This window comes from Sphingomonas sp. AC522 (assembly GCF_979258125.1).
In genome coordinates this window covers 3,437,491-3,452,500 of sequence record NZ_OZ409836.1, presented here as the reverse complement: position 1 = coordinate 3,452,500, position 15,010 = coordinate 3,437,491, and the positions used below count along the sequence as shown (strand labels likewise).

General features: G+C 62.9%; 8 protein-coding genes, 1 tRNA gene and 2 rRNA genes (1 of these 11 cut by a window edge). 10 read left to right on the top strand and 1 reads right to left on the bottom strand.

Going from position 1 to position 15,010, the window contains the following annotated elements; all coding sequences use genetic code 11:
* From ACZZZM_RS17305 to ACZZZM_RS17270, 8 genes are all read left to right on the top strand, one after another.
* A 23S ribosomal RNA gene (locus ACZZZM_RS17305) occupies positions 1–2,224 on the top strand (it extends 580 nt beyond the left edge of the window).
* A gap of 131 nt (positions 2,225–2,355) precedes the next feature.
* Positions 2,356–2,470: ribosomal RNA gene (rrf, locus tag ACZZZM_RS17300) — 5S ribosomal RNA — on the top strand.
* A gap of 90 nt (positions 2,471–2,560) precedes the next feature.
* Positions 2,561–2,637 (top strand) — tRNA-Met (locus ACZZZM_RS17295).
* A gap of 118 nt (positions 2,638–2,755) precedes the next feature.
* Positions 2,756–5,176: a penicillin acylase family protein gene (locus ACZZZM_RS17290; protein ID WP_463596313.1), complete on the top strand. Its 2,421-nt coding sequence runs from the start codon at positions 2,756–2,758 to the stop codon at positions 5,174–5,176.
* A gap of 40 nt (positions 5,177–5,216) precedes the next feature.
* Complete coding sequence (locus ACZZZM_RS17285) at positions 5,217–6,458, top strand: threonine synthase (RefSeq protein WP_463596312.1); 1,242 nt, start codon at positions 5,217–5,219, stop codon at positions 6,456–6,458.
* 68 nt (positions 6,459–6,526) lie between these two features.
* The gene (locus ACZZZM_RS17280) at positions 6,527–6,988 is read left to right on the top strand and encodes a (2Fe-2S)-binding protein (protein ID WP_463596311.1); all 462 of its coding nucleotides are present in this window, start codon (positions 6,527–6,529) and stop codon (positions 6,986–6,988) included.
* Positions 6,989–6,990: 2 nt separating this feature from the next.
* Entirely contained in the window at positions 6,991–9,126 is a 2,136-nt protein-coding gene (locus tag ACZZZM_RS17275; protein ID WP_463596310.1) for a xanthine dehydrogenase family protein molybdopterin-binding subunit, read from the top strand.
* Positions 9,123–9,740, top strand: a complete 618-nt coding sequence (locus ACZZZM_RS17270) for an Isoquinoline 1-oxidoreductase subunit (protein ID WP_463596309.1) — start codon at positions 9,123–9,125, stop codon at positions 9,738–9,740. Before ACZZZM_RS17275 ends, ACZZZM_RS17270 begins: the two co-directional genes overlap by 4 nt.
* Positions 9,741–9,751: 11 nt before the next feature.
* Here ACZZZM_RS17270 and ACZZZM_RS17265 read toward each other — a convergent pair whose 3' ends face one another.
* Positions 9,752–10,252, bottom strand: coding sequence for a rhodanese-like domain-containing protein (locus ACZZZM_RS17265; protein ID WP_463596308.1), 501 nt, complete (start codon positions 10,250–10,252; stop codon positions 9,752–9,754).
* Between the two features lie 108 nt (positions 10,253–10,360).
* Between ACZZZM_RS17265 and ACZZZM_RS17260 the strand changes: the two genes are divergently transcribed.
* Together ACZZZM_RS17260 and ACZZZM_RS17255 are read left to right on the top strand one after the other, a co-directional pair.
* Positions 10,361–11,800: an amino acid permease gene (locus ACZZZM_RS17260; RefSeq protein WP_463596307.1), complete on the top strand. Its 1,440-nt coding sequence runs from the start codon at positions 10,361–10,363 to the stop codon at positions 11,798–11,800.
* 198 nt (positions 11,801–11,998) lie between these two features.
* A complete protein-coding gene (locus ACZZZM_RS17255) occupies positions 11,999–14,971 on the top strand; it encodes a TonB-dependent receptor (RefSeq protein WP_463596306.1) in 2,973 nt (990 codons plus the stop codon).
* The last annotated feature ends 39 nt before the right edge of the window (positions 14,972–15,010 follow it).

Below are 15,010 nucleotides of genomic sequence, written 5' to 3'. Positions count from 1 at the left end.
GGTGACCGCGTACCTCTTGCATAATGGGTCTGTGACTTAATGTACCAAGCAAGCTTAAGCCGTTAGGTGTAGGCGCAGCGAAAGCGAGTCTGAATAGGGCGATTTAGTTTGGTGTATTAGACCCGAAACCCGGCGATCTAGGCATGACCAGGATGAAGGTGAGGTAACACTCACTGGAGGTCCGAACCGATTAACGTTGAAAAGTTACCGGATGAGTTGTGTTTAGGGGTGAAAGGCCAATCAAGCCGGGAAATAGCTGGTTCTCCGCGAAAACTATTGAGGTAGTGCCTCGCACGAATACCATAGGGGGTAGAGCACTGGATGGGCTAGGGGGTCGCGAGATCTACCAAACCTAACCAAACTCCGAATACCTATGAGTACTATGCGGGAGACAGACGGCGGGTGCTAAGGTCCGTCGTCAAAAGGGAAACAGCCCTGACCTACAGCTAAGGTCCCCAAGTCATCACTAAGTGGGAAAGCATGTGGGAATCCCAAAACAACCAGGAGGTTGGCTTAGAAGCAGCCATCCTTTAAAGAAAGCGTAACAGCTCACTGGTCTAAATAAGGGTTCCTGCGGCGAAGATGTAACGGGGCTAAAGTGATGCACCGAAGCTTAGGATGTGACCATTTCTTCGAGATTTGGCACGTGGTAGCGGAGCGTTCCGTAAGCCGTTGAAGCAGTCTGGTAATGGGCTGTGGAGGTATCGGAAGTGCGAATGCAGACATGAGTAGCGATAAAGAGGGTGAGATGCCCTCTCGCCGAAAGACCAAGGGTTCCTGCGCAAGGCTAATCCGCGCAGGGTGAGCCGGCCCCTAAGACGAGCCCGAAGGGGGTAGTCGATGGGAACCACGTTAATATTCGTGGGCCTGGTGGTGTGTGACGGATCCCGTGTGTTGTATGTCCTTATCGGATTGGACATGCTTCGAAGGGGTCCCGGGAAATAGCCCCACCGTATAGACCGTACCCGAAACCGACACAGGTGGTCAGGTAGAGTATACCAAGGCGCTTGAGAGAAGTGTCCTGAAGGAACTCGGCAAATTGCCTCCGTACCTTCGGAAGAAGGAGGCCCAACATAGGCGCAAGCTCTTGTTGGGGGCACAGGCCAGGGGGTAGCGACTGTTTAGCAAAAACACAGGGCTCTGCTAAGTCGGCTTCAAGACGACGTATAGGGCCTGACGCCTGCCCGGTGCCTGAAGGTTAAGTGGAGGGGTGCAAGCTCCGAAATGAAGCCCAGGTAAACGGCGGCCGTAACTATAACGGTCCTAAGGTAGCGAAATTCCTTGTCGGGTAAGTTCCGACCTGCACGAATGGCGTAACGACTTCCCCACTGTCTCCAGGACATGCTCAGCGAAATTGAATTCTCCGTGAAGATGCGGAGTACCCGCGGTTAGACGGAAAGACCCCGTGCACCTTTACTGCAGCTTCAGAGTGGCATTAGGAAGGAACTGTGTAGAATAGGTGGGAGGCTTTGAAGCCATGGCGCCAGCCGTGGTGGAGCCGCAATGTGAAATACCACCCTGTTGTTTTCTGATGTCTAACCTCGAGCCATGAAACTGGCTCAGGGACCCTCTGTGGCGGGTAGTTTGACTGGGGCGGTCGCCTCCTAAAGAGTAACGGAGGCGCGCGAAGGTTGGCTCAGGCCGGTTGGAAACCGGCTGTTAGAGTGCAATGGCATAAGCCAGCCTGACTGCGAGACTGACAAGTCGAGCAGAGACGAAAGTCGGTCATAGTGATCCGGTGGTCCCTCGTGGAAGGGCCATCGCTCAACGGATAAAAGGTACGCCGGGGATAACAGGCTGATAACCCCCAAGAGCTCATATCGACGGGGTTGTTTGGCACCTCGATGTCGGCTCATCACATCCTGGGGCTGGAGCAGGTCCCAAGGGTTTGGCTGTTCGCCAATTAAAGTGGTACGTGAGCTGGGTTCAGAACGTCGCGAGACAGTTTGGTCCCTATCTGCCGTGGGCGTCGAAATTTGAGAGGAGTTGACCCTAGTACGAGAGGACCGGGTTGAACATACCTCTGGTGTACCTGTCGTCGTGCCAACGGCGCAGCAGGGTAGCTATGTATGGACGGGATAACCGCTGAAAGCATCTAAGCGGGAAGCCTCCCTCGAGATAAGATTTCTTAGGACGGTCGGAGACCACGACCTTGATAGATCGGATGTGGAAGTGCGGTAACGCATGGAGCTAACCGATACTAATTGTCCTATTCGCGCTTGAGAGTTCCACCATCAATGACAATTCTGGGCTATGCCCGGAATGCATCGGTCGGATGATCAATCGCAGCTTGTATATACGCCATACAGGTGCACATCGATTTGAAACCCTTACCCGCACACACCGGCTTCATTGCTTGGTGACCATAGCGTCTGTGCCCCACCCGATCCCATCCCGAACTCGGCCGTGAAACCAGACAGCGCCGATGGTACTATCGCTTAAGCGATGGAAGAGTAGGTCGTCGCCAGGCATTGCAGCCGGTGTTTGCGGGAAAGTGTTTCTTTGAAGAACCCATTCACAATGCCAGAAGGCGAAGTCCCATTAATTTGGGCCCCGTTGTCGCGGGATGGAGCAGCCCGGTAGCTCGTCAGGCTCATAACCTGAAGGTCGCAGGTTCAAATCCTGCTCCCGCAACCAACGCGACATTCTACAAAAGCCGCTGACCCTAGGGTCGGCGGCTTTTGTCGTTTTGGCGCTTCGGATTTCCATCTGCTGCCCGATATAGCCTAGCCCTACGGCCGCATCCGCGTTCGTCATGCGACGCAGGGCTCGGATGCGGCTAGCCTTGGCACGCGCCAATGCCTGGGGATTGTCGATGCTAGACCGCCGCTCGTTCCTGCTCGGCTCCGCTGCCGCCGTGGCGCTGTTGCCCGTCGACGGTCATGCCGGTTCCGCGGTCCGAAGCCGGCGGGTCGCGGCGGTTGGCCTGGCCGCGCCGATCGAGATCCTCGACGATCCCTATGGCGTGCCGCACATCCGCGCCGGCTCGATCGCCGATGCTTATTTCGGCCAGGGCTATGTCGTCGCGCGCGATCGGCTGTTCCAGATCGACCTGGCGCACCGCCGCGAGATGGGGCGGCTGGCCGAAGTGTTCGGCGCCGACTTCGCCGCGCACGACGCCGCGGCGCGGCTTTTCCATTACCAAGGCAGCCTCGAGGAGGAACTGGCGCGGGTGCCGGCCAGGCTGGTGGACTGCGCGCGGGCGTACGTCGCCGGGATCAACGCGCGGATCGATGAGGTCCTTGCCGATCCCGGTCTGCTACCGCTCGAATATGGCATTCTCGGCGTGCGCCCGATGCGTTGGGCGCTGCGCGATCTGGTGCTCGCCCGTGGCGCATCCGCGGGAAATGTCGGCGACGAAGTCCGGCGGGCGCGGCTCGCTGCGATGGGACTGCTCGATCTCGACGCCCTGGTTGCCCCGCTCCGGCCGGCATGGACATTGCGCGTGCCCGAGGGGCTCGACGCAAGCGCCGTGTCGGAGGCCGATCTGGGCGTGCTGCGACTTGGCGGATTGCCGTTCGGATCGCTTGTTCCTAGCACTGCGCCAGCCAATCCGGCCGAGCGCGCCAATGCCGGCAGCAATGCGTGGACCGTTGGGCCCGAGCGCAGCGCGACCGGCAGGGCGATCCTTGCCAACGATCCGCATCTGGGGATTGGCGGGTTCGGGCCCCGTCACGTCGTCCATCTGAGCGCGCCCGGACTCGATGTGGTCGGCGCAGGTTCGCCGGGGCTGCCGGGGATCATGCAGGGGCACACCGATCGCTTCGCCTTTGGCCGGACCAACTTCCATATCGACCAAGAGGATTTGTTCGTCCTCGAGCTGCACCCTGAGGACCCGGAACGCTATCGCCATCAGGGTGAATGGAAGCGATTCGACCGCGTCGAGACGAGCATTCTGGTGAAGGGTGGGGCGCCCAGGCCCGTGAGCTTGCGCTATGCCGTGCAAGGGCCGGTGATCTCGCACGACGCTTCGCGGCGCCGCGCGACCGTGCTGGCGTCGGTCGAGCTTCAGCCGGGTGCGAGCGGGGCATTCGCGATGATCGCGATCAATCTGGCGCGCGACTGGAAGGATTTGCGCAATGCCTTTGCCTTCCATCCCTCACCGACCAATTTCCATTATGCCGATGTCGAGGGATATCATGGCTGGCAAGTGATCGGCTTCGCGCCCGTCCGCCGCAAGGGCGATGGGCTGCTGCCAGTGCCGGGGGATGGTCGTTATGACTGGACCGGGATGCGCGATTTCCGCGAGCTGCCCAGCGAGTATAATCCTGCCAAAGGCTGGTTCGCGTCGGCCAACCAGAACAATTTACCGGCCGGTTGGCCGCGCGACCGCATCCCGGCTTTCTCGTTCCGCGAGCCCTACCGCTATCAGCGGATCGCCGACGTCTTGTCCGCGCAACCGGGGCATAGCCTCGCCGACAGCGTGGCGCTCCAGCATGATACGCTGTCCCAGCCGGCCCGCGAACTGATCGCGTTGCTTCCGGCACAGGGCTCGGCGGGCGCACAGCCGGCGATCGCGATGCTGCGTGGCTGGAACGCGCGGGTAGCGGCCGATAGCGGGCCGGCTGCATTGTTCGAAATGGTCTGGCGCGAGCTGGGTTCGCGGATGGTTCGGGCGATCGTGCCGGAGCGGGCGCGTGGTCTTGTGGATGAGATCGCGCCCTCAATGCTGTTGGAGCTGCTGGCGAAGCCGGACGCGCGGTTCGGCTCGGATCCGATCAAATCGCGCGATACTATTTTGGACGCCGCATTGGCCGCGGCCTGGAAGGACGCCAAGGAAAGGCTTGGCGCGAATTTCGAGTTGTGGCGATGGGGCGCTTTGCACCAGGTGCGCCTCGCGCATCCCCTGTCGCGAATTCCGGCGATCGCGGCTGCCTTCCCCGCTATCGAGGGGGAGGCTTCGGGCGGCGATTCCTACACGGTCATGGCGCGCGGGATACGCGGCGGCTGGCAGGTCGGCAGCGGGGCAAGCTATCTGCAGGTCATCGATGTCGGCGCGTGGGACAATTCGCTGATGCTCAATCTGCCCGGCCAATCGAACGATCCGCGCTCACCCCATTATCGCGACCAATTTGGTCCGTGGAGCCGGGGCGAGATGCAGCCGATGCTGTTCAGCCGGGCGGCGGTCGATGCACGCGTCGTTGGCCGCACCATTCTTCACCCTCCCAAAGTTTGAATGGCTTTGCGTCGCGTCGGCGCAGGCCTAAGTCCGCGTCATGCGACACGATGACAATCTCACCGCCGAGCGGGCGACCTTCGTAACCCATCTCGAATGCTCGATGACGGGCGAACGCTACGAAGCCGATCAATTGCACGGCCTCTCGCGCGTGGGGCGGCCGCTGCTGGTGCGGTACGATCTCGCGGGTGCGGGACAAGCGCTGACCAAGGAAGTGCTGGCGGAACGGCCGGCGGATCTGTGGCGCTATCGCGAATTGCTGCCGGTGCGGCACACCGGGAATGTCGTCAGCCTGGGCGAGAATGCCACGCCCATCGTTCCAATCGACAAGGTCGCGGCCGAGCACGGCGCGTCGAACCTGTGGGTCAAGGATGAAGGCCGGCTGCCGACGGGATCGTTCAAAGCGCGCGGGCTGGTGATGGCGATCGCCATGGCCAAGGAACTGGGCATCACGACGATCGCGATGCCGACCAACGGCAATGCCGGCGCGGCGGCTGCGGCCTATGCGAGCCGGGCCGGCATCGAGGCAGTGATTTTCTGCCCGGCGGATACACCCGAAATCAATGTCCGCGAGATCGCCGCGCAAGGTGCGCGGGTCTACCGCGTTAATGGGCTGATCGACGAGTGCGGAAAGCTGGTCGGACAGGGCGCCAAGGAGCGCGGGTGGTTCGATTTGTCGACGCTCAAGGAGCCGTACCGGATCGAGGGCAAGAAGACGATGGGGCTCGAGCTTGCCGAGCAGCTCGGCTGGCAGCTTCCCGACGTGATCTTCTACCCGACAGGTGGCGGCACCGGGCTGATCGGGATGTGGAAGGCATTCGACGAGATGGAGGCGCTCGGCTGGACCGGTAGCGCGCGGCCCCGGATGGTCGCGGTGCAGGCCGAGGGCTGCGCGCCGATGGTGCGGGCGTGGGAGCAGGGCGAACGGCATGCGACGCGCTGGGAGAATGCGCATACCGTGGCGGCGGGCATCCGCGTGCCGCAGGCGGTCGGCGATTTTCTGATCCTCGACGCAGTGCGCGCCAGCAATGGCTTTGCCATGGCGGTGAGCGATGCGGCGATCGTTCAGGCGGTGGACGATGCCGCACGCAAGGACGGGCTGCTGCTATGTCCCGAGGGCGGGGCGACGCTGGCGGCGTGGCGCGAGGCGCTGGCCACGGGGCTGGTCTCGCCCGACGATCGCGTGTTGCTGTTCAATTGCGCGACGGGCCTCAAATATCCGATGGCCGATCAGTCGCGTGACCTCGACAAGGACCGCCCGATCGACTGGGCGGCACTCTAACAAAAATTGGTTTCGCTCCCGAACGTTTCCGTGGCTATGCTTGTGAGCAAGCGACCAGGGAGCATGCGATGGCCACCGACTTCACGCTCAACGGCAAGCCGACCCGCTTCGATGGCGATCCCGAGACGCCGCTGCTCTGGGTGCTGCGCGACCATATGGGCCTTACCGGCACCAAATATGGCTGTGGTATCGCGCAATGCGGGGCGTGCACCGTGCACCTGGAGGGCAAGAGCCGCCGCTCGTGCGTGACACCGGTGAGCATGGTTTCGGGCAAGAAGGTCACGACCATCGAAGGCATTGCGGGCAAGACGGCGGAGGCGGTGCAGAGCGCCTGGGTGGCGATCGACGTGCCCCAATGCGGCTTCTGCCAGTCGGGCCAGGTGATGTCCGCTATCGGCCTGCTCGCGCAGAAGAAACGCGTGACCGACGCGGATATCGACAGTGCGATGGCGGGGAACATCTGCCGGTGCGCGACCTATACGCGAATACGCCAGGCGATCCACGACGCCTCCGCGAAGTTGGGAGGCTGATCATGAACGCATCGCTACCCACCCGCCGTGACCTGCTCCAATCCTCCGGACTCGTGCTCGGGCTCGCGCTGCCGATGCGCGGGATGGCGAAGAGCGCCGCGGCGCCGCAGTTCGCACCCAACGCATTCGTCCGCGTGTCTCCGGACAATCTCGTCACCGTGGTGATCAAGCATATCGAAATGGGCCAGGGACCCGCGACCGGGCTGGCGACGATCCTGGCGGACGAGATGGACGCCGATTGGGCGCAGGTCCGTGTCGAGTTCGCGCCGGCTAATGACGCACTCTACAAGAACCTCGCCTTCGGAACGATGGGGACCGGCGGATCCTCGGCGATCTCGAACAGCTGGATGCAGATGCGCAATGCCGGCGCTGCGGCACGCGCGATGCTGGCCGAAGCGGGCGCCAAGCGTTGGGGCGTACCGGTATCGGCCGTGAAGGTCGCGAAGGGCATTGTCTCCTCGGGCAAGAACAAGGCGAGTTTCGGCGAGCTGGCGGCGGACGCGGCGGCGCTCAAGGCACCCGAAAAACCCATTCTCAAGACCCCCGACCAGTGGACGCTGATCGGCACCGACCTGACCAAGGTCGACAGCGCTACGAAGACCAATGGCAGCGCCATGTTCACGATGGACGTGCAGCGGCCAGGCATGGTCCACAGCGCGATCCTGCATCCGCCGGCATTTGGCGGCACGGTCGGCAAGGTCGTCGACGCCGCCGCGCTGGCGACGCCGGGCGTACTCGCGGTCAAGGCGCTGCCGCAGGGCGTGGTCGTCTATGCCAAGGACAGCTATGCGGCGATGAAGGGCCGCGCGGCGCTCGACGTGACCTGGGACCTGGGCAGGGCCGAAAAGCGGACGAGCGAGCAGCTCTACAAGACCTATGCGGAGGCAGTGGACAAGCCGGGCAACAAGGTCGAAGCCGCGGGCGATGCGGGTGCCGCGATCGCGGGATCGGTCAAGACGCTCGAAGCGACCTATCTTTTCCCCTTTCTCGCGCACGCGCCGATGGAGCCGCTGGATGCGGTGATCGAGATGACCGGCGACAAGCTCGACGTGTGGATGGGCAGCCAGTTCCAGGTCGGCGAACTGGGCGCGATCTGCGGGACGCTCGGCGTGCCGATGGCCAATGCGACGTTGCACGAGCAGTTCGCCGGCGGCAGCTTCGGGCGGCGCGCGACGCCGGCGATGGAGTTTGCAATAGAGGCGGCCAGCGCGTTCAAGGCCTATGGCGGCAAAGCGCCGGTCAAGCATGTCTGGATGCGCGAGAACGATATCCGCGGCGGGCGCTATCGCCCGCTGACGGTGCACAAGCTGCGCGGCGGGATCGACGCGGCGGGCAATATCACCGGCTGGGAACAGGTCGTCGCCTCGCAAAGCTTCTTCAAGAACACGCCGATGGAGGCGATGGGCGTGAAGAACGGGATCGACGATTCGCTGACCGAGGGCATCGCCGATGCCTATCATTTCCCGGCAAGCTATATCGGGCAGCACATCATGGACGGCGGCGTGCCGACGCTGTGGTGGCGATCGGTGGGGAATACCCACACGGCCTATGCGGTCGAGGCATTCCTCGACGAACTGCTGGCGATGGGGGGCAAGGATGCCGTCGCGGGGCGGCTCGCGCTGATGAAGGAAGCGCGGCTCAAGGGTGCGCTGACCAAGGTCGCCGAACTCGCGAACTGGGGCGGCAAGGTGCCCGCGGGCAGGGCGCGCGGCGTGGCGGCATGGAAGAGCTTCAGCTCTTATGTAGCGCAGATCGCCGAAGTCTCGGTGGGGCCGGAGGGCGTGCCGAAAGTGCACAAGGTGTGGTGTGCGGTGGATTGCGGCATCCCGGTCAATCCCAATGTCATCCGCGCGCAGATCGAGGGCGGGATCGGCTATGGCCTGGGGCATGCGCTTTATTCCGAAATCGTACTGGGCGAGGGTGGGGTGGTGCAGCAGGGCAATTTCGACAGCTATCGCAGCCTGCGCATCGGCGAGATGCCCGAGGTCGAAGTTGCGATCATCAAGTCGACCGAGAGTCCCACAGGCGTAGGCGAGCCGGGGCTTCCTCCCGCCGCGCCTGCGGTTGCCAATGCTTGGCGCAAGCTGACGGGCAAATCGGTGCGAAGACTTCCCTTCATCCATGGAGACAATGCATGAAGGCCGGTGTCATCGCACTGGGCGCCGCCGCGCTGATCCTGCCGCTGGCGATTGCCGCAGCGCCCGATCAGGCAGTGGTGGAGCTCAAGCCAGTCAGCGCCTTCGCCGCGATTGCCGACAAGGATGCGCGCGCAGTCGCGATCTTCGAGGAGATGGGCAAGGTTATCCAGCATCCGCGCTGCGTGAACTGCCATCCGCGCACCGATCGTCCGCTCTCCGGCGACAAGCAGGTGCCGCACATCACGCCGGTGACGCGGGGCCCCGACGGGCACGGCGCGCCGGGGCTCGAATGCTCGACCTGCCACGGCCCGCGCAACGTCGCCTTCGCCAACGGTACGGGCAGCATCCCCGGGCATCCCGAATGGCATCTCGCGCCCAAATCAATGGCGTGGGAAGGCAAGTCGCTCGGCGCGATCTGCGAGCAAATCAAGGACCGCAGGCGCAACGGCGGCAAGACGCTCGCCCAGATTGCCGAGCATAATGCGCATGACAGCCTGGTCGGTTGGGGCTGGAATCCGGGGCCAGGGCGGCAGAAGGTGCCGGGGACGCAGGCCGAGTTTGGCGAACTGACGCGGGCGTGGGTGGCGGCTGGAGCTAAGTGTCCGAAGGCTTAGCGATTGTTGCGCTAGCCTTTCGCCCATTCAACCCTTGGATCCTCGAAATCCACTATGTCGCGCAATTCCCAGACGTTTGCATAACCATATCCCACCAGATTGATGAAAGTCTGGATGTTGAGCGCCAGCGCCGCCGATTTGAGGGCGACGGGAGCGCGATGGTTCGAGAAGTTATTGTTGCAATAAATCAGGATCGGGCGGCCGCCATGCTTGCCGATCACCTCCGCCAGCGCCTCCGCGGTGAAGTCGGTGAGCGGCAAATTGACTGCGCCCTTTATGTGACCGGCCGCGAACTTGTCCGCCGAGCGCGCATCGAGGATCAGCGCGCCCTTCTCCGCGGCCTTGGCCTTGAACGCGTCGAAGCTCAGCAGCCTTTCGGCGCGCAGCGCGCGAACGTCACGGGTGAGCGTGACGAAGCCGGCATAATCGATTTGCGGATTGGCCTTGGGCGCGGGGTCTTCGGGAAGCGCCAGGAGCAATGCAAGCGCAGTGAGCAGCACGAGAGCCTCCATCGATCGGGGGCGTAACAAGTCCGCCTTCGCTGCTGCACCGGGCATGAACGATTGCACGCTCGCGCCGTCGCGCTATCACCTTCCAGCAACGCAATAGGGGATGATGCGATGGCCAGCCTGTTTCGCCTGAAGATGATCGTCGCGGCGCACGAACGGCCGCCCGAGCATCAGCTTCAGCGGACGCTTTCCTGGCCGCATCTGGTGGCACTCGGCGTCGGCGCGATCGTTGGCACCGGCATCCTGACGCTGATCGGCGTCGGCGCCGACCGCGCAGGGCCGGCGGTCATCCTCTCCTTTGCAATTGCCGGCGCGATCTGCGCGTGCGCGGCGCTGGCCTATGCCGAGATGGCGACGATGATCCCAGCATCGGGCAGCGCCTATACCTATAGCTATGCCGTGCTCGGCGAAGTGATCGCCTGGGTGGTCGGCTGGAGCCTGCTTGCCGAATATACATTGGTGGTGGCCACAGTCGCAGTCGGCTGGTCCGGCTATGCGACCGGGTTCCTCGACGGGCTCGGCGTGCATCTGCCCTACGCGCTGACGCATGGGCCGACCTTGGTCGATGGGCGGATTGCCGAATGGGGTGTCAACTTGCCCGCGCTCTTTATCGTGGCGGTGGTCGCAGGGCTGCTGCTGGTCGGCACCAAGGAAAGCGCCACGCTCAATGCGATCCTGGTGGTGGTCAAGATCATCGCGCTGGCGGTGTTTGTCGCGGTTGCGTTGCCTTATTTCAATGGTGCCAACCTCGAGCCGTTCTCGCCCTTCGGGTTCGCTGCGCACAGCGTTGCCGGCGCCGATGGCAAGATGGTCGAGCGCGGGGTGATGGCCGCGGCGGCGATCATCTTCTTCGCGTTTTACGGCTTCGACGCGATTTCTACGGCGGCGGAGGAAGCCAAGAATCCGGGACGCGATCTCGCGATCGGCATCGTCGGCTCGATGGTGGTGTGCGTGGCGATCTACATGATCGTCGCCGTCGCCGCAGTGGGGGCGCTGGCCTATACGAATTTCGCCGACAGCCCCGAGCCGCTGGCACTGATCCTGCGCGGGATCGGCCAGCCCGGCGCGGCGGCATTCCTCGCCGCGAGCGCAGTGATCGCGCTGCCCACCGTGATCCTTGCGTTTCTGTACGGGCAGAGCCGAATCTTCTTCGTGATGGCGCGTGACAATATGCTGCCGGCCGGTCTCGCCAAGGTTTCCAAGCGGGGAACGCCGGTGCGGATCACGATCTTCACTGCTTCAGTTGTGACGTTCTTCGCAGCATTCTTCCCGATCGATCAGATTGCGGCGCTGGCCAACGCAGGCACATTGACTGCTTTCGCCGCGGTCGGGCTGTGCCTGCTGGTGATGCGTCGCCGTGCGCCCAATGCCGAAAGGCCCTTCCGCACACCCGCAGCGTGGCTTGTCGGGCTCGGCGCGATCTTCGGCTGTGTATATCTGTTTGTAAGCTTGCCGCACGAGACACAGATCCTGTTCGGCATCTGGAATCTGATCGGGCTGGGGCTATATTTCCTCTACGCCCGCAGAAACGTCGACAAAGCAGGCGTCTAGCAGCAATCGGCCGGAATTCCTGAATCTGCGACACCTATGCACGCGCTGCATGTGTGTTGCAGCCTTACCACAGCATGACGCAGAAATGTGTCTGCATCTTTACAGATTGTTTCTCACGCGGCACGAAAGGGCCAACGGGGTGCTGTGGGAGTGCCCTTCATCGCGTTCCGTAGAGAACGAATCTTCAGGGATCTGGCCATGCAGCTGCGTTATCGTCACTTTCTTCGTTACGGCTCCGCGCCGCTCGCTTTGGCACTCGGCCTGATCGCCAGCCCGGCGCTTGCGCAGACGGATCCGGCGCCCGCTCAGGACGCTCCAGCCGCCGCCCAAGACGAAGAGACTGTCGTCGTCACCGGCTCGCTGTTTCGCCGCACCGATACCGAGACGCCTTCACCGGTGACCGTGCTGACTGCGGATTCGCTCCAGAAATCGGGCATCACCACGGTGGCCGATGCAATCCGCTCGGTTTCGGCGGATAGCGCCGGCTCGATCGGCGTCGGTTTCCAGAGCGGCTTCTCGGCCGGCGGCTCGGCGGTTTCGCTGCGCGGCCTCGGCGTGTCGTCCACGCTCGTGCTGGTCGATGGCCTGCGCTCCACCAATTTCCCGATCAGCGACGATGGGCACAACGCCTATGTCGATCTCAACTCGATCCCCTTCAGCCTGATCGAGCGCGTCGAAGTGCTCAAGGACGGCGCCTCGTCGACCTATGGCGCGGACGCGATCGGCGGCGTGGTCAATCTCATCCTCAAGAAGCAATTCACCGGCATCGATGCCCGCGGCCAGGCCGGCGTTTCGCAAGAAGGCGATGCGAGTCATCAGCGCCTGTCGCTCACCGCCGGCTACGGCGACTATGAGACGCAGGGCTGGAACATCTACCTGAACGGCGAATTCCAGCAGGACGGCCGCGTCAGCAACAACAGCCGTGGTTTCCCCTACAACAACCGCGACCTGACTTCGATCGGCGGCAACGACAACAATGCGGCGGATAATTCGCTGACCACCGCAACGCCGAATGCAGTCGTCGTGCGCGTCAACCAGTCGAACCTCAACAATCCGCTGACCGGTTCGGCCACGGCGCTGAGCACGCAGTTCCAGACGCTGAACACGAACTGCGCGTACGGCACCTACACGCAGACCAGCGCCGCGGTGAACGGCCTCGGCTGCAAGCACAATATCGAAGACGAATATTTCCAGCTCGCGCCGCTGCAGCGCAAATGGTCGATCAACGGCCGCGCCAGCGTTCGCCTGTCGGACAATATCGAGGCGTATCTGACCGGTAGCTATTCGAACAGCTATGTCAGCATCCTCAACGCGCCGCGCGCGATCCGTAACACCCAGCCTTATGGCGGCGCCCCGGCGCTCGCCTCGAGCAACCCGGGCATCGTGCTTCCGGTCTATATCTGCACCGCAGGTGTCAATTGCGCGACCGTGGGCGCGCCCGGCCGCGCGCTCAATCCGAACAACCCCTATGCCGCAGCCTTTGCCGCGGATCCGGCCAACGGCGCTGCGCGCATCTATTACCTGTTCGGAGATATCCTTGCAGGCAGCGACCGCACCAACGAAGTGTATCGCTTCGCCGGCGGCCTGCACGGCACGATCGGCGACGACTGGACCTGGCGCATCGACGGCGTTTACGCCCGCGATGAGCTCAAGATCGTCCAGCACGGCTATCTGAACATCGCCAACACGCTGAACGCGATCAACACCGGCTCGTACAATTTCGTCAATCCATCGCTCAACAGCGCGACGGTGCGCAACTTCATCGCGCCGGACAAGATCACGCCTTCCTTCTCGCAGATGACCTCGGTCGATGCGTCGATCACCAAGCAGCTGTTCGATCTTCCGGGCGGCCCGCTGATGCTGGCCATCGGCGGCCAGGTTCGCTGGGAGGAGCTGGAGAACAACAACCAGAACGCGGCGCTCGATACCTACAGCCTGACCACGTCGTCGGCCTTCGGCAAGCACACCGTCTCCGCGGGCTATTTCGAAATCCAGGCGCCGATCCTCGACATGCTCGAAGTCAACGCATCGGGCCGCTACGATCATTATTCCGAAGGCTTCGGCCGCTTCTCGCCAAAGATTGGTGCGAAGTTTACCCCCATCAAGCAGCTCGCCATCCGCGGCACTTACTCGAAGGGCTTCCGCGCGCCGACCTTCGCCGAATCGGGCCCGCGCTCGTCTTATGCGGGCTTTGTGACGACGACGCCGCCCGCCAACTTCCAGGCTGCGCATGGCGGCACGACCAATCCATACAGCCTCGCCTATTCCGTCGGCCGCGGTTTCGTCGGCAACCCGAACTTGAAGCCCGAGACCTCGCGCAGCTTCACGGCCGGCGCGATCTTCGAGCCGTTCAAGTGGCTCAGCCTGACGGTCGATTATTACAATGTGAAGAAGTCGAACCTGATCGCGAACGGCCCAGACGCCGGGCGGGCAATCACGGCTTATTATACCCAGACCAATCTCGCGGCTGCGACTGCCGCCGTCGCGGCGATCGGTCCGGGCTATTCGGTCAACACGGTCGACGGCATCGATCCGCTGTTCCCGAGTGCGCTTCCGCGCGTGCTGATCATCAACGCGCCGTTCGTGAACGTGAACGCGGATTTGACGACCGGCCTCGATTTCTCGGCGACATTCCGCGCGCCGCTGAGCGACGGGGTGCGTTTGACCAGCCGTGTCGAAGCCACGCACGTGATGCTGTATAATCGCCACACGACGACTGGCATTCAGCGCTTCGCCGGTACGCTTGGGCCGTACGATCTGTCGTCGGGCAACGGCACGCCGAGCTGGCGCGGCAATTGGCAGACTACGCTCGACCTGGAAGACTTCTCGCTGAGCGCGACCGCTTATTATGTCGGCAAGATCAAGGCTGTCGCCACCGATCAGGGCAATCTGTCGACCTCGTGCACGGCCAGCCTCTACAAGGCTCCACTCGCCGGCGACCCGAACAGCGAGCGCTTCTGCTTCGTGAAGCAGTTCGTCACCGTCGATGCCAACGCAACGTGGCGCGTGAACGACGATTTCACCTTCTACGTGAACGTCGGCAACCTGTTCAACGCGCGAGCGCCGATCGCTCCGGCATCCTATGCCAGCTCGCCGAACTTCCTGACCACCTGGCACTATGCCGGCCTGATCGGGCGCAAGTTCACGGCAGGAGCGTCGGTCCGCTTCTGATCGCATTTACCTCGCAAACTTTGACGGCGGTTCCTTCGG